Below are 20,033 nucleotides of genomic sequence, written 5' to 3' on the forward strand. Positions count from 1 at the left end.
CCAATCTCCCTCCTTGCGGGGGAGATGGCCGGCAGGCCAGAGGGGGGTGCTCAGGCTCGACATATCGCTCACAGCAATCCCTCCAACGACCCAGCCGCCTTTTCCGGCCCATTCTGCCCCTGCATCTGTGCCGACGTCTTTGCCAGCTTGGCCTTCATCTTCGGATCGGTCAGACAGGCCTCGATCTTCGTGATCAGCCCGGCATCGGTCCAATCGTAGCGCGGCATGCCGAAGCCATGGCCGGTCTCCTCGACGCGGGTGGCGTTGTCGTGGCCGTCCCAGACATAGGGCATGATGATGGCCGGCTTGCCGAAATAGAGGCACTCGGTGAACGAGTTGTTGCCGCCGTGGTGAATGACAGCATCGACCTGCGGGATGACCGAAGGCTGCGGGAACCAGCTTTCGACGATGACGTTGCCGGGCACGTCCGTATACTGGTCCTTGTAGCCGCCGACATTGACCAGTGCCCGGTAGCGCGTCTTGTCCAGCGTCGCGATAATGCGCTTCAGCAGGTCGACATCGCCGGCGCCGAGACTGCCGAAGGAGACGTAGAGTAGCGGCCCGTCATTGTTTTTCGCGAAGGTCGGCACCGCGTAGGGCTTCTCCTGCCGCACGCAGCCTTCGAGATACTGGAACCTTGCCGGGTCGAGCGGATGGCGGCGCTTGAATTTTGCCGCCTCGGGATAAAGCAGCAGATTCAAATAGGGCGAGGCTTCGAAGAATTGGCCGATCGGATAGGGCGCCTCGTTATTGGCGGTGAGGAAGGTGTTGAAGTCGTCATGGATCGGCTTGATCACCGCGTTGAAATGATCGCGATAGCGCTGGTGTCCGGCATGATCGTTCTCGCCGCAGCCTGACAGATGCGGCGGGATGTCCTCGTCCTCGATCTCGTTTTCCGAGCAGGAGATGACGCGCACCCACGGCTTGCCGTACTGCTTGATCGCCGGGAACAGGATGACGTTATCGACGCAGATCACGTCAGGTTCGATGCCGGCCAGGACGCGCGGCAGATCCTTCTGCGCCCATTTGGCGCTGTCGACGATCGCCGCCCAGCAATCCTTGACGTAATTGTCGACCTGGTCGTAGGGCGATTTGCGGAAGTTCGGGATGTGGCCATTGATGAAATCCTCCCAGAACTTCGCCATCTGCTCGGGCGGCATCGGCTCGGACAGGTTTACCGGATGCGCCTCGAAGCCGTAGCCCTTGTAGACATCAACGAAGCCGGGATCGGACAGGAACACCGCCTTGTGGCCGCGCGCCTCGACCGCCTGGGCGATGCCGACGGAATTCAGCGCCGGGCCGTAGGCCGCTTCGGGAAAAAACGCGATCGTCTTCTGCGCCATCAAGCTACTCCTCTATTCTGCGAAAATTCTGACATCGGCGGGGTCCCAGCCCAGTTCGACCTGGTCGCCCGACGAGACCGGCCGGCGGTCGGCGGCATCGGCGGTGACGCGCACCAGGAACGGTTTTGGCGACAGGGGCGTGCGGACATGCAGCTGCAGGTCGAGGCCCTGATAGGCCAACGCTTCGACCGTGCCGGTGGTGCGGTTGGCGGTCTCGGCCGATGGGAAAAGCCGGATGCGCTCGGGCCGCACCGACGCGACAGCGGATGCCCCGGGCGAAAGTGTGGCGGGAACCTTGCCGGCAATGCTCATGCCGTTTGTCGCCAGCACGCCATCGGCTGACACCCTGCCCGGCACGAAATTCATCACGCCGATGAAATCGGCGACGAAACGATCAGCGGGATGTTCGTAGATTGCGTGCGGCGTGTCGCATTGCAGCAGCTTGCCATCCCTGAGCACCGCCATGCGGTCGGCCATGACAAGCGATTCCTCCTGGTCATGGGTGACGATGACGAAGGTGATACCGACCTCGTGCTGCAGGCGCTTCAGTTCCAATTGCATGGCGCCGCGCAATTTCTTGTCGAGGGCGCCGAGCGGTTCGTCGAGCAGCAGCAGTCGGGGCCGCTTGACCAGCGCGCGGGCGAGCGCCACGCGCTGCTTCTGGCCGCCCGACAATTGCTCCGGCTTGCGGTCGGCGAAGGGCACGAGTTCGGTGGTCGCCAGGATGGCGTCGACGCGCGAGCGGATTTCCTTAGCTGGCAAACGCTCCATTTCGAGGCCGTAGGAGACATTGGCGCGGACGCTCATATGCGGAAACAGCGCGTAGGACTGGAACATCAGATTGACCGGCCGCTTGTTGGGCGGGGTCCTGGCGATGTCGCGGCCGTCGAGCAGGATGCGTCCGTCATTGGGTGTCTCGAAACCGGCCAGCATGCGCAGCAGCGTGGTCTTGCCGCAGCCGGACGGGCCGAGCAAGGCGAAGAACTCGTTCTCGCGGATATCGAGCGAGACGCCGTCGACAGCCGTCACCCGGCCGAAATTCTTGGACACCTTGTCGATGGCCAGTAGCGTGCGCGGTTCGCTCATTGGCCTGTCATCCCTCGATTGAGCCGCTGCGACAGGGTCAGCGCGGTGATCGAGACCGCCATGACGATGGTCGCCAGCGCGTTGATCTCCGGCGTGATGCCGAAGCGGATCATGGCGTAGATCTGCATCGGCAGCGTGGTCGAGGCGCGCCCCGCGCCTGCGGTGAAGAAGGCGATGATGAATTCGTCGACCGAGAGCGTGAAGGCAAGCAGCGCGCCGGCGCTCACCGCCGGCGCGATGACCGGCAATGTCACCCGCCTGAAGGTGGTGACGGCCGACGCGCCGAGGTCAGCGGAGGCCTCGACGATCGACCAATCGAAACTCTTCAGCCGCGCGCGCACCACCGAGCAGACGAAGGCGAGGTTGAAGACGACATGGGCGAGAATGATGGTATGCAGGCCCATGGTCAGATTGAGCATGGAGAAGAACGAGAGCAGCGCGATGGCCAGCACGATGTCGGGAATGATCATCGGCGCGAAGATCAACGCTTCGAGGCCCTTGCCGTATTGGCGGCGCATCTCGACGCCGATCGCCAGCAACGTTCCGAGCAGGGTGGCGATCGCGGTCGAGACCAAGGCCACGATCAGTGTGTTGAGGGCGGCGGAGAGGATGGCGCTGTTCGAGGCCAGTGAGACATACCATTTCAGCGAAAGGCCCGACCATGCCGTGGGCAGCCCGCCTTCGTTGAAGGACAGCGCCACCAGCACGGCGATCGGGATGTAGAGGAAAGCGAAGACAAGAACGAGGATCGTCCGCATACCGAAAGTGCGAACAAGAGATTGATTCATCGCTGCCCTCCGATGGTTTGGAGCTGCGTAAGCAAACTGCGTCCTTCTCCCCGTTCACGGGGAGAAGATGCCGGCAGGCAGATGAGGGGCAGCGCCCAACCTTGCAGAAGCTGGCGCCGCCCCTCATCCGCCCCTTCGGGGCACCTTCTCCCCGTGAACGGGGAAAAGGGAAAGAAGGAGCGCTCAGCCATCGGTGTCTCCCGCGGCTTGTGCGGTGTGGCCCGAGGCGCGATTGGCGGCCAGCGCCTGCGCCATCAGCACCAGAAGCATGATGGCGATCAGCGCCATGGCGAGTGCCGCCCCGAAGGGCCAGTCATTGGCGGTGAGGAACTGGTCGTAGACGAGATTGCCGATCATCTGGAAGCGGCCGCCACCGAGCAGTGCCGGGGTGACGAAATTGCCGATCGACAGCACGAAGACGAAGACGGCGCCGGCGGCAATGCCGGGCACGGTCAGCGGCAGGATGACACGGCGGAATGTGGTGGCGGCGGAAGCGCCGAGGTCGCGCGAGGCTTCGGCAAGTTCCGGGTTGAGGCGCGACAGCGGCGCGTAGCAGGCGAGGATGACGAAGGGCAGATAGTTGTAGACGAGGCCGGCGATGACGGCGCCTTCAGTGTAGAGCATCGACGGTGGCTCGCCGGTGTAGCCGAACCAGCGCAGCAGCTGCGTGATCAGGCCTTCGCGGTTGAGCAGCACGATCCAGGCATAGGTACGGATCAAATAGTTGGACCAGAACGGCAGCACGGCGAAGAACAGGAAAATTGGCTGCCACCGGCGCGGGGCGGCTGCGATAGCGTAGGCGGCGGCATAGCCGATCACCACCGCGATCAAGGTCGCGGTGCCGGCGATGCGCGCCGAGTTGAGGAAGATGCCGGCATAGAGCGGGTCGAGAACCAGGCCGAAATTCTCCAGCGTGAAAGTGTATTCGATGCCGCCATAGATACCGCGCCGGAAGAAGGCGAGCGCCAGCACCAGCGCGCACGGCACCACCATCAGCGCAGTCAGCCAGGCCAGGGCCGGGGCCATCAGCAGGGAAGAGCGGGAGGGAACGGGAGGCGTCACGCCGCACCCCCCTCTGGCCTGCCGGCCATCTCCCCCTCAAGGGGGGAGATTAGCAGCCCCAAGGTCCCACTCACCCTGAAGCGTTGAAGATTGGCCAAAGCGATGCCACAGCCAATCTCCCCCCTTGAGGGGGAGATGGCCGGCAGGCCAGAGGGGGGCGACACGGAATGCAAGCTTGATTCCTAGATGCTGAAACTTGCGCTTACTGCGCGGCCTTGATCTCGCTGACGATCTTCGAATAGTCGCGCTGGGCGTCGCCGACGTCACGCAGCTGCTCGAACTTGACGAGGTCCGCCACCGGCATCGCCATGTTGGGGAATTTGGTCAGGAAATCGGCTGGCAGGCTTTCCATCGCCGGCTTGTTCGGCACCTTGTAGTCGATGTTCTGCGCCGCCCAGGCGTGGTTCTTGGCGTCGAGCATGAAGTTGATGAACTGGAAGGCAGCGTCCTTGTTGGCGGAGGCCTTCATCACCACCATCGTGTCGACCCAGAGGTCGGAACCTTCCTTGGGGATGACGTATTTGATCTCAGGCTTGTCGGCGATGCCGTAATTGCACCAACCGTCCCATGCCTGCACCATCAGCGCTTCGCCGGACACCAGCTTCGAATAGAAGGTGGTGTCGTCATAGGCGAGCAGGGTTTTCTTGGCCGAGATCAGCAAGTCCTTGACCTCGGCCATCTTGGCCGGGTCGGTTTCGTTGACCGAATAGCCCTTGTCGAGCTGGCCGGCGGCCAGCAGCCAGCGGTCGGTCGCCAGCATGGTGGTCTTGCCCTTCAATTCGTTGGAAGGGCTAAGCAGATCGCTCCAGCTGGTCGGCACTGTCTTCACCAGATCCGAGCGGTAGCAGAGGCCGGTGGTGCCCCAGGTGTAGGGGACCGAGAATGCATTGCCGACATCGTGCGGCAGCTTGGTCGCTTCCGGATAGAGATTGGTGAGATTCGGTATCTTGGCATGGTCGATCGGCTCGGTCAGGCCGAGCTTGTTCAACACTTCGGCGAAGGGCGAGGAAACGAAGACCACGTCATAACCCTTGCCGCCGGCGGCGATGAGCTTGCCCATGATCTCTTCATTGGTGGCGTGGACCACCACTTCGCCGGAGACGCCGGTCGCGGTCTTGAAGGCGGCCATGGCGTCTGGCGCCATGTAGCCGTCCCAGTTGGAAATGACGAGGTCGGCGGCCATCGCCGGCGCGGACAGCGCCAAGGCCAGGCCGAGTGCGATCGAAGATGTTTTCAGCGCACGGCGCCGCAGGCTGGTAGCGGTCATGACAGACTCCCATTCCGGTTGATCGTCGAATTTCATTCGCCGGCTGCGACCCATGCCGCTGCCTCGATCCTGTTCCCTCGGTCTTTTTCTCGCCGATTGTCCTGACAGTACTATTGCAGAAAAAAGTACGTCAATCCATAATTTGTCAAACGACCGAGGAATCTGGCCGATTGCGTCCACGCAGGCGATCGGTCAATCAATGCGGTCACGTCCGTTCACGAGATCAATCATGCAAGCCGCAGCCCGACGACCTCGCACCAACCATCTCGACCTGGCGCAGCGCATCCTGGATGTGGCCCGGCAGCGCGGCTTCGAGCCCGGCGCACGCTTGCCGGAGCAGCAGATCGCCACGCTGTGCAACGTCTCGCGCACGCCGGTGCGAGCGGCGCTCGGCCTGCTCGCGGAACGGGGCGTCGTACGCTGGGAGGCGGATTCTGGATATCACCTGGCAATCGACCTCACCGCGCAGGCTTCGGTCGCCACGGAATTGCCTGCTGCCGAGGAGGATGAGCTGGCCGAGGCGATCCTGCGCGACCGCTCGGCGCGGCGGCTGGACCAGACGGTGACCGTCGCGGGATTGATGCGGCGCTACAGTGCCGAGCGAAAGACGGTACTAAAAGCGCTCAACAAACTGACAGATGAGAATCTGCTGGATCGTGCGCCTGGGCAGTCCTGGCTGTTTCGGCGGACACCCGGCGATCCGGAAGCACAAGGCGACAGCTATGAGTTCCGCTTGCTGCTGGAGCCCGCGGCCATCCTGACGCCGGGCTTCCGGCTGGACGGCGCGCGGGCAGCGGCGTTGCGCCAGGGCATGGAAGCGCTGGTGGCGCTGCCGGACGCCGCATTCGACACACGCGAGTTCCAGCGGCTGGACATCGATTTTCACGGCATGTTGGCCGAGGGCTGCGCCAACCGCTTCGTTGCCGACGCGCTGACCGATCACCTCAGGCTGCGCCGGCTGCCGGGCATCTATGCCGGCGTCAACGTCTTCCGCTTGCGGCAATCGCTACGCGAACACCTTGTTATACTCGACCATCTTGAAAGCCTGCAGTATGAGGTGGCTGCCGATCTGCTTCGCATCCACCTGCGGCTCTCCCGCAACCAGCGACCGCAAGCGGCCAGTCGCGGGGCGCCCGCCCTGTTCGGCATGATCAGCCGTCCGGAATGACGAGGATTAATTGACGCGTAACGCCAGCCCGACCATCGCGCTGTTCCCCGAAGCGAGTTTCGGCGCGGCGTTGAATTGCGTCGGCATCGCGCAAGCATTGCGCGCGAAAGGCGCCCGGCCGGTCTTCATCTGTCATGCCGGCTTCTCCGGCGTCTTTGCCGACTATGGTTTTCAGGAATACCAGCTGCCGACCGACGAGCCACTAAGCGACAGCGAACGCCAGAGCTACTGGCAGGCCTTCGTGCGCAGGCACCTGCCGCATTTCAGGCTGAGCCCGATTGACCAGCTGGAGACCTATGTCGCACCGACCTGGCAGGCGATCGTCGACACCGCGGTCAATGCCGAGGCGCCGCTGCGCCAGTTGCTGGCGCGGCTGAAGCCGGACGCGGTGGTTCTCGACAATGTCATCATGTTCCCGGCGATCGCCGCCGCCGGCTGCCCGTGGGTGCGTGTCGTCTCCTGCGCCGAGACCGAGCTGCCGGACGCCAATGTGCCACCTTATCTGTCGGGCCTCAGCGCTGATGACCCGCAACGTGCGGCGTTCGAGGCGCGCTATCTCAAGGCCTCGGCACCGGCGCATGACCGCTTCAATCGTTTCCGGGCGGATGCCGGACTGGGGCCGCTGCCGAAGGGTCAGTTCCTCGAGACCTCCCCCGACCTCAATTTGCTGCTGACCCCCACGATCGTGCGCCGCGAGCGCGCCGAGCCGCTCGACCCCACGCGCTTCGTCTATCTGGAAGGCTGCGTGCGTTCGGAAGGGCCGTTCGAGGTACCGGTTTTCCCGCGCAATGGCGGGCCACTGGTCTATGTCAGCTTCGGCAGTCTCGGAGCCATGGATGTCGGGCTGATCGAGCGCATGCTGGTGGTGTTCGACAGGCTGCCGGCGCGCTTCATCGTCAATGCCGGCGGCTTGCGCGATGCCTATCGCGCGGTGCCCGACAATGTCTATCTCGATGCCTGGTTTCCGCAGCCATCGGTGGTGGCGAAATCGGACCTGTTCATCCACCACGGCGGCAACAACAGTTTTTGCGAAGCGCTGCGCTTCGGCGTGCCGTCGCTGATCATGCCCTATTGCTGGGACGGACACGACAATGCACGCCGCGCCGGAGAAACCGGCGTCGGCGACCATATCGGCCGTGACGCCTGGACCGAAGGAGTACTGGAGAGAGCGATTCTCCGCCTGCTGGCCGACGACGCCATGCGCGACCGCCTCAGGGACAATGCAGCCCAAATGGCGCTGAAACCTGGAACGGATGTGGCCGCGCAAGCCATACTCTCTCTGATACGGACATGAATGAAATGCCTGACAATATTGTGAATACCTCACTCTCCAGCGGCAGCGATCCCAAAGCCTGGTTGGCCCAGCACGGCATCAACGAGATCGAGTGCCTGGTGCCGGACATGAATGGCATGCTGCGCGGCAAGGCCTTGCCGACGGCCAAATTCCTCCAGGCGCTGGAGGACCGTGCGCTCTATTTGCCGAGCAGTGCCTTCCTGGTCAGCATCGACGGCCGTTATTCCGGCTCGATCGACGAGGGTTTTGCTTATTCGGACCCGGACATGCGCATGGTGCCCGATCTTTCGACACTCTGCCTGGCGCCCGGCGCTGGCAAGGCCTATGTCTTCGCCGATGCCTTCCACATGGACAACCGGCCATGGATGGCCTCGCCACGCCATGTGCTGCGGGCTGTGCTCGACCTGTACGCCAAGCGTGGCTGGCGGGCGGTGGTGGCGCCGGAGCTCGAATTCTATCTCACCGCGCCCAATCCCGATCCCGACCAGCCGCTGACCGCGCCAGTCGGCGCCAACGGCCGAGCCGAGACAGTGCAGCATCCCTATGACATGGCGGCGCTCGAGGAGTTCGAGCCGGCTATCCGGCGCATCTATGACTACGCAGCGGCGGCCGGGTTGCCGCTCGACACGCTGATTCACGAGTCGGGCACGGCACAGCTGGAAATCAACTTCCTGCATGGCGATGCGCTGCCGCTGGCCGACAAGGTACTGCTGTTCAAGCGGTTGACGCGCCAGGCCGCGCGGCAAAGCGGCATGCATGCGACCTTCATGGCCAAGCCGATCGCGGCTCAGGCCGGCAGCTCGATGCATCTGCACATGTCGGTCATCGACGAGGCGGGCAAGACGCTGTTTGCCAACACTGATGATGGCGACACCGCGATGTTCGGCCATTTCATCGGCGGCCTGCAGAAATATGTCCCCGAAATCATGCTGCTGTTCGCGCCGAACGTGAACTCGTTTCGCCGCATAAGGCCGAACCACAGCGCGCCGGCCAACATCGAATGGTCGCATGACAATCGCTCGTGTGGTTTGCGCGTGCCGGCCGGTGGCCGCGCCGCGCGGCGGGTGGAGAACCGGTTGCCCGGTGCTGATTCCAATCCCTATCTGGCAATTGCCGGCTCGCTGCTTGCCGGCTATCTCGGCGTCGAGCAGAAACTCGCACGATCGGCCGAGGCGTCGGGCAATGCCTACAAGATCAAGAGCACGCTGCCGAAAACCATGGAGGAGGCGTTGGACCGCCTCGCTGCTTGCGATCCGGTGCGGGAATTGCTCGGCGAGGATTTCTTCCAGACCTATCTGCGCGTCAAGAGTGTCGAACTCGACCTGTTCCAGGGCGTGGTGACGAGCTGGGAACGCGACCACCTGCTGCTGAAGGTGTGATCATGGCCTCCAGTTCAACGGGTTTTAATTCAGGCCTCGATATCGGCAAATCCTACTATGTCGCCACCGCCAATCCGGCGCCGGACCATCCGGCGCTCGTCGGCGACGTCGATGCTGACCTGGTGGTTGTCGGCGGCGGCTGCACCGGCCTGTCGGCCGCCCTTCATGCCGCCGAGCGTGGCCTGAAAGTGGTGCTGCTCGAAGGCGGCAAGATCGGCTGGGGGGCATCGGGTCGCAATGGCGGCCAGATGATCCCTGGCCTGCGCAAGGGCGCCAAGGGTCTGGTCAAGCTCTATGGGCCCGAGCGGGCAAAGGCGCTGTTCGACCTTGCCTTCGAGGCGCGCGGGCTGGTGCTCGATATCATCGAGCGCCACGCGATTGATTGCGACCTGCGGCTGACCGGCCATCTGGTCGGCGCGGTCAACGGCTCCGACCTCAAAGACCTGGAGGAAGAGGCTGAGTGCCTGGCCACGGTGATGAAGTTTCCGCATGCCGAAATCTTGTCGGCGGCGGATGCGCGGGCCAAGGTCGATACGCCCTATCATGGCGCGATGTATGAGCCGCTTGGCGGCCACATGCACCCGCTCAACTACACGCTCGGCCTCGCCCGCGCCGCGGTCGCTGCCGGCGTCACCATCCATGAGAATTCGGTCGCCATGCGGCTGGAACGCGAGCCTTCGATCCGGGTCTCGACATCAAAGGGTTCGGTCCGGGCAAAACATGTCGTGCTGGCGGGCGATGCGCTGCTCGATGGACTGGAGCCGCGCGTCAACAGCCGCATCATGCCGGTCGGCAACTACATCGTCGCCACCGAACCGCTGGAGGGCAAGCGTAATGTCATCCCGGCCAATGTCGCGGTGTCCGACACGCGCTTCGTCGTCAACTATTTCAGGATGTCGGCGGATGGCCGCCTGCTGTTCGGCGGCGGCGAGCGCTACACGCCGTCACCGCCGGCCGACATCGCCGGCTTCGTGCGGCCGCATATGGAAAAGACCTTTCCGCAACTTCAGGGCTGCCGCATCGATCATGCCTGGGGTGGGCTGGTGTCGGTGACGACGTCGCGGCTGCCACATGTCGGGCACTATGGCGAGGTCTATTTCGCGCATGGCTATTCCGGCAAGGGCGTCATCCTGTCGACGCTGTCCGGCAAGCTGCTGGCCGAAGCGATCACCGGCGACGCCTCGCGGCTCGACCTGTTCTCGACACTGACCCCGATGCCGTTTCCAGGCGGCACGGCGCTGCGCGGTCCGCTCTATGTGCTCGGCATGCTGTGGTACGCCATGCGCGACCGCATCAAGCATTGAGGGTCGGCGGGGCGGCGACGGTGCAAAATAGTACCCGTAGCGATCCTTCACACCTCCCTCTGTCCTGCCGGACATCTCCCCGCAAGGGGGGAGATTGGCAGGTTCAGCGCTGCGCTCACCCTACATCGGCGGAGATTGGCGAAAGCTGAGATGACAGCCGATCTCCCTCCTTGCGGGGGAGATGGCCGGCAGGCCAGAGGGGGGTGCCGGCCCGCCGACATTGAAGGTTATTGGAGAAGGCCCCTTAAACCACAAAGAAATCCTCGATGCGTTGCCTGGCTCCAAGCAGCGCCGGCAGGATTTCCCGCTCCAGCCCGGCGACGGAAAACCGTGCGGACTGGGTCGAGACGTTGATTGCCGCGACCGTGCTCCCAGAGCGGTCGCGGATCGGCACGGCGATTGAACGCAGGCCAAGCTCCAATTCCTCATCGACGATGGCAAAGCCGTCCGCCTTCGCCTTGCCGATGGCGCCAGCCAGCAGGCTGATATCGGTGATCGTCTTCAGCGTTCGTTTTTCGATCGTCGCCTGGCCGAGAAATACGTCCAATTCCCCTGATGTCAGACCAGCAAGCAGGATGCGCCCCATCGAGGTGCAATAGGCCGGCAGCCTAGTGCCGACATCGAGCGACACGCTGAGGATGCGACGGCCGGGAATGCGGGCGACATAGACGACATCCCCGCCCGACAGGATCGCCGCCGAGCAGGCTTCGTTCAGCTGTGCGGCGACGGCGCGCATGATGGGCGCGGCAAAGGTCCAAAGCGAGGCGCCGCCGAGCCAAGTGCGGGCAACCGTCAGCAGGCGCGGCGACAGGGAGAACACACGGCCGGCTTGCGTTGCGTAGCCTGTGGCGGTCAGCGTCAGCAGAAAACGGCGGGCGCCGGCGCGGGTCAGGCCCGCCGCCTCGGCCATCTCTGTCAGCGTCATCCCCGAGGGGTGGCGGGCCAGGATCTCCATGACGGCGAGGCCGCGTTCAAGCGAGCCGACATGATCACGAGAAACAGCCTCTTCGTTCATCTTGTCTCCGCGGAACGGCATCGCGTCAGGATTGACTCCGAGCACCCATTCAACGTAGAAAGTATCGCATGTAAAACATATGTTCGCAATACGAACTTTCTGCACCCGGAGTTGACGCGATGGTCAAGTTCCTGCCGCTCAAACAGGCCGTTGCGGAGAACCTGAATAATGGCGACACGGTCGCCTTCGAGGGTTTTACCCATCTGATCCCGACGGCGGCGGCGCATGAGGCGATCCGCCAGGGGTTTCGCGACCTGACCCTGATCCGCATGACGCCGGATCTGATCTACGACCAGATGATCGGCATGGGCATGGCGAAGAAAATCGTCTTCTCCTATGTCGGCAATCCCGGTGTCGGTCTGCTGCGGCGCGCCCGCGATGCCATCGAGAACGGCTTTCCGCGCTCGCTCGAGATCGAGGAGCACAGCCATGCCGGCATGGCCAACGCCTATGAGGCGGGTGCTGCCGGCCTGCCTTGCGCGGTGTTTCGCGGCTATCGCGGCGCCGGCCTCGCGGCGGTCAACCCGAACATCAAGGCGGTGACCTGTCCGTTCACCGGTGAGGTGCTGGCCGCCGTCCCCTCGATCCGGCCTGATGTCACCTTCATCCATGCACAGAAGGCCGACAAAAAAGGCAATGTGCTGGTCGAGGGCATCATCGGCATTCAGAAGGAAGCCGTGCTGGCGGCCAAACGCGCGGTGGTCACGGTCGAGGAAGTGGTCGACAGTTTCGACGATCTGCACCCCAATCTGACCGTGCTGCCGCGCTGGACGATCGCGGCGATATCGGTCGTGCCCGGCGGTTCGCATCCGTCCTACGCGCATGGCTACTATGCGCGCGACAATGCCGCCTATCTGGAATGGGACGAAATCGCCGCCGACCGCGAGAAATTCCAGGCGTGGATGCAGGCCAACGTCACCGAGAAGAGCGCCGACGACTTCGCCGGACGGGTCGAGCATCTGAGGAAACCAACATGAGCGAGCTGTCGTTCACCCCCAACGAGATGATGACCATCGCCGCCAGCCGGGCGTTGCGGAATGACGATGTCTGCTTCGTCGGGATCGGCGCGCCGTCCGCTGCCTGCAATGTAGCGCGGCTGACGCATGCGCCCGACATCACCTTGATTTACGAGAGCGGCACGATCGGCACCGCGCCCGACGTGCTGCCGTTGTCGATCGGCGACGGCGAATTGTGCGAAACCGCTGTCACCACCGTCGCGGTGCCGGAGATGTTCCGCTACTGGCTGCAGGGCGGCCGCATCTCGATCGGCTTCCTCGGTGCGGCGCAGCTCGACAAGTTCGGCAACATCAACACCACGGTCATCGGCGACTATTTCCATCCCAAGACCAGGTTGCCCGGCGGCGGCGGCGCGCCGGAGATCGCGACGTCGTCGAAAGAGATCTACATCACCATGGCGCAGAGCAAGCGCGGCATGGTCGAGAAGATCGACTTCTTCACCTCCTTCGGCCATGGCGAGGGCGGCGATCATCGCAAGCGGCTTGGCATCAAGACATCAGGCCCGACCTTGCTGATCACCGACCTCGCCATCTGGAAGCCCGACCCGGTGAGCAAGGAATTCACCGTCGTGTCGCTGCATCCGGGCGTCACCCGTCAGCAGGTGCAGGAGAGCTGTGGCTGGGTGGTTAAGTTCGCCGAGGCGCTTGACGAAACACCGGCGCCAAGCGAACTCGAACTCATGACATTGCGCGACCTGCAGGCCCGCACCAAGGCGGCGCATGAGGGAACCGGAAAAGCAAAGGCTGCATGACATGGCCGAGGCCTATATCTGCGACTACATCCGCACGCCGATCGGCCGTTTCGGCGGCTCGCTGTCCTCGGTACGATCAGACGATCTCGGCGCGATACCTCTGAGAGCGCTGGTCGAGCGCAATCCCGGCATCGACTGGCAGGCGGTCGACGATGTCGTCTATGGCTGCGCCAACCAGGCCGGCGAGGACAACCGCAACGTGGCGCGCATGGCGCTGCTGCTGGCCGACCTGCCGAAGGAGATCCCGGGTTCGACTGTCAATCGCCTGTGCGGTTCGGGCATGGATGCGCTGACCATCGCCGCGCGCGCCATCAAGGCCGGCGAGGCGGAGTTGATGATCGCTGGCGGCGTCGAATCGATGAGCCGAGCGCCCTTCGTCATGCCCAAGGCCGACACGGCGTTCTCGCGCAATGCCGAGATCTACGACACCACCATCGGCTGGCGCTTCGTCAATCCGCTGATGAAGAAGCAGTATGGCGTCGATTCGATGCCGGAGACCGGCGAGAATGTCGCGGAAGAGTTCGCCATCTCCCGCGCGGACCAGGACGCCTTTGCCGTGCGCAGCCAGGACAAGGCGGTCGCGGCACAAGCCAATGGAAGGCTGGCCAAGGAGATCACCCCAGTGACGATCCCGCAGCGCAAGGGCGATCCGGTGGTCGTCTCGAAGGATGAGCATCCGCGCGCGGGCTCAACGGTCGAAGCGCTGGCCAAGCTTCCGACACCGTTCCGGCAGGGCGGCACGGTGACGGCCGGCAATGCGTCGGGCGTCAATGACGGGGCGGCGGCGCTGATCGTTGCCTCCGAGGCAGCCGTGAAAAAGTACGGGCTGACGCCGATCGCCCGCATCCTCGGCGGGGCCGCCGCAGGTGTGGCGCCGGGCATCATGGGCATCGGCCCGGCGCCGGCGACGCAAAAGCTGTGCGCGCGGCTTGGCCTGACGCCGCAACAGTTCGATGTCATCGAGCTCAACGAAGCCTTTGCCTCGCAAGGCATCGCCGTGCTGCGCCAGCTCGGCATTGCCGAGGATGCACCGCACGTCAACCCGAATGGCGGCGCCATCGCGCTCGGCCATCCCTTGGGTATGTCGGGCGCGCGCATCTCCGGAACGGCTGCGCTGGAGCTTCGCGAACGCGGCGGCCGCTACGCGCTGGCGACCATGTGCATCGGCGTCGGCCAGGGCATCGCGATCGCGCTCGAACGGGTTTGATCACAGGCCTTTGCCAAATTTGACCACGTGGACAAAAGTCCGGACCCGTTCCATAGTTCCCCGTCTGATATTTTCACGAACAGCCGGCTCGACACGGCTGTCGAACAGAGGGGAATGCAATGAAAAACCGCAAGAACAGTTTCCAATCCTCACGCGACGGGCTTTCGCGACGCAACGTGCTGGAACTGGGCGCTCTTGGCCTCGCTGCTGCCATGCTGCCGGGTGCTGCCTTCGGCAAGGACAAGAAGCTGAAGGTGGCGGCGATCTTCGCCACGCCGATCGAGGAGCCATGGGACAACCAGATCCATGTCGCCTTGCAGAAAGCAGAGAAGGAACTCGGCATCGAGTACAAATGGTCCGAGAAGGTGCAGACCGCCGATTTCAGCCGCGTCATGCGCGAATATGCGCAAGGCGGCTACCAGCTGGTGCTGGGCGATGCCTTCGCCGCCGAGCGTGAATCGCGTCGCACCGCCAAGCAGTTCCCTAAGACCGCCTTTCTGTTCGGCTCAGGCGCCGGCCCGGCGGAACCCAATTTCGGCGTCTTCGACAATTGGATCCACGAGCCCGCCTATCTCTCCGGCATGATCGCCGGCAAGATGTCGAAATCGGGCACGATCGGCGCCGTCGCGGCGATGGGCATTCCGGAAGTGAACCGGCTGGTCAACGCGTTCTTCGCCGGCGCCAAGGAGGTCAATCCCAACATCAAGAAGAAGGTCGCCTTCATCGGTTCCTTCTTCGACCCGCCGAAGGCCAAGGAAGCGGCGGTCGCCCAGATCGACGCCGGTGTCGACGTCATCTATGCCGAGCGCTTCGGCGTCATCGAAGCGGCGGTGGACAAGAAGATCCTCGCCATCTCCAACATGTCCGACCAGTCGAGCCTCGGCCCCGACACGGTCATCACCGGCCCGGTCTGGGACATGTATCCAACGGTCGAGCAGGCGATCAAACTGGTCAAGGCCGGCGTCTTCACCGCGCAGGACTATGGCGATTTCTCGCGCATGGCCAAGGGCGGTTCGCATCTGGCGCCCTACCACAAGTTCGACAAGACGTTGCCGGCGGACGTCAAGGAGCTGGTCGAGAAGAAGAAGGCCGAGATCCTGGAAGGCAATTTCCGCGTCGATGTGGATGAGAACACGCCGGTTTCGGATTGATAGCGGGTCTTTAGGGGTGGTGCTAGGCGCCCCCCTCTGTCCTGCCGGACATCTCCCCCTCAAGGGGGGAGATTGGCAGCTTCGTTGACGCGCCGTTTTTTCAGGGCGGAAAATTGGCGAAGGCCGAAAGTGACATCCGATCTCCCCCCTTGAGGGGGAGATGGCCGGCAGGCCAGAGGGGGGTGCAGCGCATCCCATTGATCAAAGCCAATTCCGATTGGAGCACCCTTGCCCGCCCCACTCATCGAAATGCGCGGCATCACCAAGAGCTTTGGCGCGGTCAAGGCCAACGAGGCCGTTGACCTCAGCGTCGCACCCGGCGAAATCCTCGGGCTGCTGGGCGAGAACGGCGCCGGCAAGACGACGCTGATGAACGTGCTGTTCGGCGCCTATGCGCCTGACGCTGGCGAAATCTTCATCCAGGGCCAGCGGGTGCGGATCACCAGTTCCGCCGATGCGCTGGCCGCCGGCATCGGCATGGTGCACCAGCATTTTCACCTCGCGCCGCGGCTCACTGTGCTGGAAAACCTTCTGATCGGCATTCCCGGCAGGACAGGCCGGATCGACCGCGTCGGCGGGCTGGCGCGACTGGCCGAAATCAGCAGGCAGCATGGACTGACGCTTGATCCCGCTCTTCCCGTCTCGGCGCTGTCGGTCGGCGAACAGCAGCGGCTGGAAATCGTCAAGGCGCTGTTTCGCGGCGCCAGGCTGCTGATCCTAGACGAGCCGACGGCAGTGCTGGCGCCGAGCGAGGTCGACGGACTGTTTTCGGCATTGCGCTCGATGGCGGCGCAAGGCCTCGGCATCATCTTCATCTCGCACAAGCTCAACGAGGTGCGGGCGCTGACGCATCGCTGCACGGTATTGCGGCATGGCCGCGTCGCCGGCCGTGTCGATGACCCGGCCAACACGACATCGGCCGCAATGGCGCAACTGATGTGCGGCCACGAGATCGTGCCGCCGGCGCGGGGACCATCGACGCCCGGTGCTGACGTGCTCACCCTCGACGGCATTTCAACCGTGCATCATTCGGGCACGCCGCTGCGCGACGTGTCTCTCGCCGTCCGTGCCGGTGAAATCCTCGGTATCGCCGGCGTGTCGGGCAATGGCCAGCGTGCCCTGGCGGAGGTGATCTCCGGGACGCGTGTGCCTGACGCCGGCCAGATGACGATCGCCGGCAGCAAGGTCACACGGTTTTCGCCGCGCGAGGTGCAAGCGCTCGGCCTTGGCCGCATTCCGGAAGACCGCATGACGACGGGGCTGGTCACCAACCTGCCGCTTGCCGACTCGATGGTGTTGCCGCGCATCGGCACCGCCGCTTTCAGCAGCAGGGGCCTGCTCAAGCCGGATGCGATCCGCGCCTTCGCGGAAGAACAGATCAAAGCCTATGATATCAGGTGCCCCGGGCCGATGACCCGCGCCGGCGCGCTGTCCGGCGGCAATCTGCAGAAGGCGCTGCTGGCGCGCGAACTCGCCTTCGATCCGAAGGTGCTTGTTGTCTCGCAGCCGACGCGGGGCCTCGACATCGGCGCCGCCCGCTTCATCCATGAAAAGTTCCTCGACATGCGGGCGAAGGGCTGCGGCATCGTCGTCATTGGTGAGGATCTCGAAGAGCTGCTGGTGCTCTGCGACCGCATCGCGGTGATGTATGAGGGCCGCATCGTCGGCACGCTCGACAGCGCCGATGCGACGATCGCGCGGCTTGGCCTGATGATGACCGGGGCGGAGGGGAGAGTCTAGATGAACCTTCTGGCGCCGCTGACCCCCACCCCTAACCCCTCCCCACAAGGGGGAGGGAGATGCTGCCGCGCTCCGTTCACACAGCTTCCGAGCCCAAACTTCAGCCGTTTTGTCGTGGTCAGCGCCTCCGAGAGTTCCCCTCCCCCTTGTGGGGAGGGGCTAGGGGTGGGGGTCCCTCTTCGTCAGAATCCTTGTTCGACAGACCGAACAGAGGGTGCTGCCTAATGTTCCGCCTGGAAGTTCGCACGTCAACGCCCGCCTGGTTCAATCTGGCTTTGCCATTGCTGGCGATCGGAGCAACGCTCATCTTGTGCAGCGGCCTGATCGCGCTGGCCGGCGCCCGCGTGCTCGAAGCCTATGGCGTGATGTTCACGGCCTCGCTTGGCGACAGCTATGCGATCACCGAGACGATGGTGCGCGCCGCGCCGATGATTTTTACCGGGCTAGCGGTCGCCGTCGCCTTTCGGGCAAAATTTTGGAACATCGGCGCCGAGGGGCAGTTGCTGGCCGGCGCGGTTGCCAGCTGCTTTGTCGGCGCCATTCCAATGCCTGGGCCGCTCGCCATGGTCTTGATGGCGGTGGCCGGGGCTGCGGCCGGCGCTGCGGTGGCGCTGGTTCCGGCCACGCTTCGGGTAAAATTCTGGGTGGACGATGTCGTCAGTTCGCTGCTGCTCAACTCGGTCATCTATTATGCGCTGATGGCGCTCATCGAGGGGCCATGGAAGGATAGTTTCAGCGGCTATCCGATCTCGCCGCCGATCGAGGATGCGGCCAATTTTCCGGTGCTGCTCGAAGGCACAAGGCTGCATCTCGGCGTCGTCGCGGCGCTGATCGCGGCGCCGCTGATCTGGTTCCTGATCGTGCGTACGACGCTCGGCTTCAGGATCAGGGTCACCGGCGAGAATCCCGAAGCCGCCCGCTATGGCGGCATCCATGTCGAGCGGGTGCTTATCTCCACGGCGCTGCTGTCCGGCGCGCTGGCCGGGCTGGCCGGCGTCGGCGAGGTCGGCGGCGTGCATTTCCAGGTGATGAGCGACATCTCGCCAGGCTATGGTTATTCCGGCATCGTCGTTGCCATGCTGGCGCGGCTCAATCCGCTTGGCGTCGTGCCGGCGGCGATCTTTCTTGCCGCCGTGATGACTGGGGCCGAGGCGATGTCGCGGGCGACCGGCGTGCCGGCCTTCCTCAGCGATGTCATCCAGGGAACCGCATTGCTTGCCATGCTGGTGGCGCTGCTGTTCACCGCCTATCGCATCCGCCGTGTCGGAGCGGCCCGATGAGCGCGGTGTTCGAACAAATCTTTCAGGTAGGCTTCCTCGCCGCGATCATCCGCATCGCCACGCCGTTGGCGTTTGCGACGCTGGGCGAAATGTTCTCCGAGCGCGCCGGGGTGCTCAATCTCGGCATCGAAGGCATCATGCTTTTGTCGGCGATGACCGGCTTCACCGCCACCAGCCTCAGCGGCAGCCTGTGGCTCGGCGTGCTGGCGGCGGTGCTGACCGGCATGCTCATTGGCACGCTGCACGCGCTGTTTACGGTGGTGCTCGGCCTTAGCCAGCATGTCTGCGGCATCGGCGTCACGCTATTCTCTTCGGGCCTTGCCTATTTCCTCTATCGGCTGATCTTCGGCCAGCAATCGGTGCCGCCGAACATCAAGGGTTTTCAGACACTGCCGATCCCGGTCCTGTCCGACATTCCGGTGCTCGGGCCGGCGGTGTTCAACCAGTTTGCGCTGGTCTACATGGCGATCCTGGCGATCCCGCTGGCCGCCTTCGTGCTCTACCGTACGCCATGGGGCCTGTCGGTGCGCATGGTCGGCGAAAACCCGCGCGCCGCCGATTCGGCCGGCGTCAGTGTTATCGCCACGCGTTTCCAGGCTGTCATCCTCGGCGGGGCGCTGATGGGGCTGGCCGGCGCCTTCCTGTCGATGGCGCAGTTCAACGCCTTCACGTTCGGCGTCGTCTCCGGGCGCGGCTGGGTGGCGATCGCGCTGGTCGTCTTCGGCCGCTGGGACCCGTGGCGCTCGGCGGGTGCGGCACTTCTGTTCGCCTTCGTCGACGCCTTGCAATTGCGCATGCAGGCGAGCGGGCTCGGACATATCCCTTACGAGGCGTTCCTGATGCTGCCGTTCATTTTCACCATCGTCGCGATGGCGGTGATGTCGCGCAATGCTGTGGCGCCGTCGGCACTGCTCAAGCCGTTTCGGCGCGAAGAGCGGTAAGCGAGTGTTTCCTCTCCCTCCGGAGGGGGGAGAGCGACTATCTGGGGTGTCAAGTTGCAATTGCGAACTCGTTGCGCGCATCGCGTGCTTTTGCATTGAGGATGACCAGGAGTTTTCTGGCGAGTGCGATACGGATGAGCATTTTTGGCTTTCCTGCCTGTTGCAACCGTTGAGCGAAAGCTTTGAGATGAGGATCGAATTTGGCCACGATGGCTGCGACGATGAAGAGGATGCCACGCG

17 protein-coding genes and 1 pseudogene are annotated in these 20,033 nt (G+C 63.9%); 11 read left to right on the forward strand and 7 right to left on the reverse strand.

The window, feature by feature from the left end; translation table 11 throughout:
- Positions 1-68 precede the first annotated feature (68 nt).
- The 5 genes from NKI73_RS15105 to NKI73_RS15125 form a co-directional block, all read right to left on the reverse strand.
- Positions 69-1,343: a glycosyltransferase gene (locus NKI73_RS15105; RefSeq protein WP_352630951.1), complete on the reverse strand. Its 1,275-nt coding sequence runs from the start codon at positions 1,341-1,343 to the stop codon at positions 69-71.
- Between the two features lie 12 nt (positions 1,344-1,355).
- Positions 1,356-2,429 carry an ABC transporter ATP-binding protein gene (locus NKI73_RS15110; RefSeq protein WP_352630953.1) on the reverse strand — a complete coding sequence of 358 codons (1,074 nt, stop codon included), beginning with the start codon at positions 2,427-2,429 and terminating at the stop codon, positions 1,356-1,358.
- The gene (locus NKI73_RS15115) at positions 2,426-3,217 is read right to left on the reverse strand and encodes an ABC transporter permease (protein WP_352630956.1); all 792 of its coding nucleotides are present in this window, start codon (positions 3,215-3,217) and stop codon (positions 2,426-2,428) included. The genes NKI73_RS15110 and NKI73_RS15115 overlap by 4 nt, the downstream gene beginning before the upstream one ends.
- Positions 3,218-3,400: 183 nt before the next feature.
- Positions 3,401-4,243, reverse strand: coding sequence for an ABC transporter permease (locus NKI73_RS15120; protein WP_352630991.1), 843 nt, complete (start codon positions 4,241-4,243; stop codon positions 3,401-3,403).
- A gap of 238 nt (positions 4,244-4,481) precedes the next feature.
- Entirely contained in the window at positions 4,482-5,546 is a 1,065-nt protein-coding gene (locus NKI73_RS15125) for a polyamine ABC transporter substrate-binding protein (RefSeq protein ID WP_352630958.1), read from the reverse strand.
- Positions 5,547-5,775: 229 nt separating this feature from the next.
- On the opposite strand from NKI73_RS15125, the gene NKI73_RS15130 reads away from it, so the two are divergent.
- Genes NKI73_RS15130 through NKI73_RS15145 form a run of 4 tightly spaced genes read left to right on the forward strand, consistent with a single transcriptional unit; the run spans position 5,776 to position 10,691 of the window.
- Positions 5,776-6,714, forward strand: a complete 939-nt coding sequence (locus NKI73_RS15130; RefSeq protein ID WP_352630960.1) for a GntR family transcriptional regulator — start codon at positions 5,776-5,778, stop codon at positions 6,712-6,714.
- Between the two features lie 10 nt (positions 6,715-6,724).
- Entirely contained in the window at positions 6,725-8,008 is a 1,284-nt protein-coding gene (locus NKI73_RS15135; protein WP_352630962.1) for a nucleotide disphospho-sugar-binding domain-containing protein, read from the forward strand.
- Between the two features lie 5 nt (positions 8,009-8,013).
- Positions 8,014-9,387 carry a glutamine synthetase family protein gene (locus tag NKI73_RS15140; RefSeq protein WP_352630965.1) on the forward strand — a complete coding sequence of 458 codons (1,374 nt, stop codon included), beginning with the start codon at positions 8,014-8,016 and terminating at the stop codon, positions 9,385-9,387.
- A gap of 2 nt (positions 9,388-9,389) precedes the next feature.
- Positions 9,390-10,691 (forward strand): NAD(P)/FAD-dependent oxidoreductase, encoded by a 1,302-nt coding sequence (locus NKI73_RS15145; protein ID WP_352630966.1) that lies wholly within the window; start codon positions 9,390-9,392, stop codon positions 10,689-10,691.
- A 244-nt stretch (positions 10,692-10,935) separates the two neighbouring features.
- On the opposite strand, the gene NKI73_RS15150 is transcribed toward NKI73_RS15145, so the two are convergent.
- Positions 10,936-11,706: an IclR family transcriptional regulator domain-containing protein gene (locus NKI73_RS15150; RefSeq protein WP_352630968.1), complete on the reverse strand. Its 771-nt coding sequence runs from the start codon at positions 11,704-11,706 to the stop codon at positions 10,936-10,938.
- Positions 11,707-11,825: 119 nt separating this feature from the next.
- Here NKI73_RS15150 and NKI73_RS15155 point away from each other — a divergent pair, with 119 nt between their 5' ends.
- The 7 genes from NKI73_RS15155 to NKI73_RS15185 all read left to right on the forward strand — a co-directional run bounded on the left by NKI73_RS15155 (position 11,826) and on the right by NKI73_RS15185 (position 19,793).
- Positions 11,826-12,683: a CoA transferase subunit A gene (locus tag NKI73_RS15155; protein ID WP_352630969.1), complete on the forward strand. Its 858-nt coding sequence runs from the start codon at positions 11,826-11,828 to the stop codon at positions 12,681-12,683.
- Entirely contained in the window at positions 12,680-13,474 is a 795-nt protein-coding gene (locus NKI73_RS15160) for a CoA-transferase subunit beta (RefSeq protein WP_352630971.1), read from the forward strand. Before NKI73_RS15155 ends, NKI73_RS15160 begins: the two co-directional genes overlap by 4 nt.
- Before the next feature lies 1 nt (position 13,475).
- The gene (gene pcaF, locus NKI73_RS15165) at positions 13,476-14,681 is read left to right on the forward strand and encodes a 3-oxoadipyl-CoA thiolase (RefSeq protein WP_352630994.1); all 1,206 of its coding nucleotides are present in this window, start codon (positions 13,476-13,478) and stop codon (positions 14,679-14,681) included.
- Between the two features lie 119 nt (positions 14,682-14,800).
- Entirely contained in the window at positions 14,801-15,832 is a 1,032-nt protein-coding gene (locus NKI73_RS15170) for a BMP family protein (RefSeq protein ID WP_352630972.1), read from the forward strand.
- A 228-nt stretch (positions 15,833-16,060) separates the two neighbouring features.
- On the forward strand, positions 16,061-17,572 hold the full coding sequence (locus tag NKI73_RS15175; protein ID WP_352630974.1) for an ABC transporter ATP-binding protein: 1,512 nt from the start codon (positions 16,061-16,063) through the stop codon (positions 17,570-17,572).
- Between the two features lie 224 nt (positions 17,573-17,796).
- Entirely contained in the window at positions 17,797-18,852 is a 1,056-nt protein-coding gene (locus NKI73_RS15180; protein WP_352630976.1) for an ABC transporter permease, read from the forward strand.
- Positions 18,849-19,793, forward strand: a complete 945-nt coding sequence (locus NKI73_RS15185) for an ABC transporter permease (protein ID WP_352630978.1) — start codon at positions 18,849-18,851, stop codon at positions 19,791-19,793. The genes NKI73_RS15180 and NKI73_RS15185 overlap by 4 nt, the downstream gene beginning before the upstream one ends.
- Before the next feature lie 49 nt (positions 19,794-19,842).
- On the opposite strand, the pseudogene NKI73_RS15190 reads toward NKI73_RS15185, so the two are convergent.
- A pseudogene (locus NKI73_RS15190) lies at positions 19,843-20,033 on the reverse strand (IS110 family transposase); the annotation flags it as partial.

Origin of the sequence: Mesorhizobium sp. M0496, assembly GCF_040321205.1 — a bacterium.
Lineage (GTDB): Bacteria > Pseudomonadota > Alphaproteobacteria > Rhizobiales > Rhizobiaceae > Mesorhizobium.

Bases quoted from the DNA above. Each gene is read 5' to 3' on its own strand.
- NKI73_RS15170 (WP_352630972.1), top strand. From the start codon at position 14,801: ATGAAAAACCGCAAGAACAGTTTCCAATCCTCACGCGACGGGCTTTCG.
- NKI73_RS15125 (WP_352630958.1), bottom strand. From the start codon at position 5,546: ATGACCGCTACCAGCCTGCGGCGCCGTGCGCTGAAAACATCTTCGATC.
- NKI73_RS15160 (WP_352630971.1), top strand. From the start codon at position 12,680: ATGAGCGAGCTGTCGTTCACCCCCAACGAGATGATGACCATCGCCGCC.
- NKI73_RS15140 (WP_352630965.1), top strand. From the start codon at position 8,014: ATGCCTGACAATATTGTGAATACCTCACTCTCCAGCGGCAGCGATCCC.
- NKI73_RS15110 (WP_352630953.1), bottom strand. From the start codon at position 2,429: ATGAGCGAACCGCGCACGCTACTGGCCATCGACAAGGTGTCCAAGAAT.
- pcaF (WP_352630994.1), top strand. From the start codon at position 13,476: ATGGCCGAGGCCTATATCTGCGACTACATCCGCACGCCGATCGGCCGT.
- NKI73_RS15185 (WP_352630978.1), top strand. From the start codon at position 18,849: ATGAGCGCGGTGTTCGAACAAATCTTTCAGGTAGGCTTCCTCGCCGCG.
- NKI73_RS15130 (WP_352630960.1), top strand. From the start codon at position 5,776: ATGCAAGCCGCAGCCCGACGACCTCGCACCAACCATCTCGACCTGGCG.
- NKI73_RS15115 (WP_352630956.1), bottom strand. From the start codon at position 3,217: ATGAATCAATCTCTTGTTCGCACTTTCGGTATGCGGACGATCCTCGTT.
- NKI73_RS15105 (WP_352630951.1), bottom strand. From the start codon at position 1,343: ATGGCGCAGAAGACGATCGCGTTTTTTCCCGAAGCGGCCTACGGCCCG.
- NKI73_RS15145 (WP_352630966.1), top strand. From the start codon at position 9,390: ATGGCCTCCAGTTCAACGGGTTTTAATTCAGGCCTCGATATCGGCAAA.
- NKI73_RS15150 (WP_352630968.1), bottom strand. From the start codon at position 11,706: ATGAACGAAGAGGCTGTTTCTCGTGATCATGTCGGCTCGCTTGAACGC.
- NKI73_RS15120 (WP_352630991.1), bottom strand. From the start codon at position 4,243: ATGGCCCCGGCCCTGGCCTGGCTGACTGCGCTGATGGTGGTGCCGTGC.
- NKI73_RS15155 (WP_352630969.1), top strand. From the start codon at position 11,826: ATGGTCAAGTTCCTGCCGCTCAAACAGGCCGTTGCGGAGAACCTGAAT.
- NKI73_RS15180 (WP_352630976.1), top strand. From the start codon at position 17,797: ATGTTCCGCCTGGAAGTTCGCACGTCAACGCCCGCCTGGTTCAATCTG.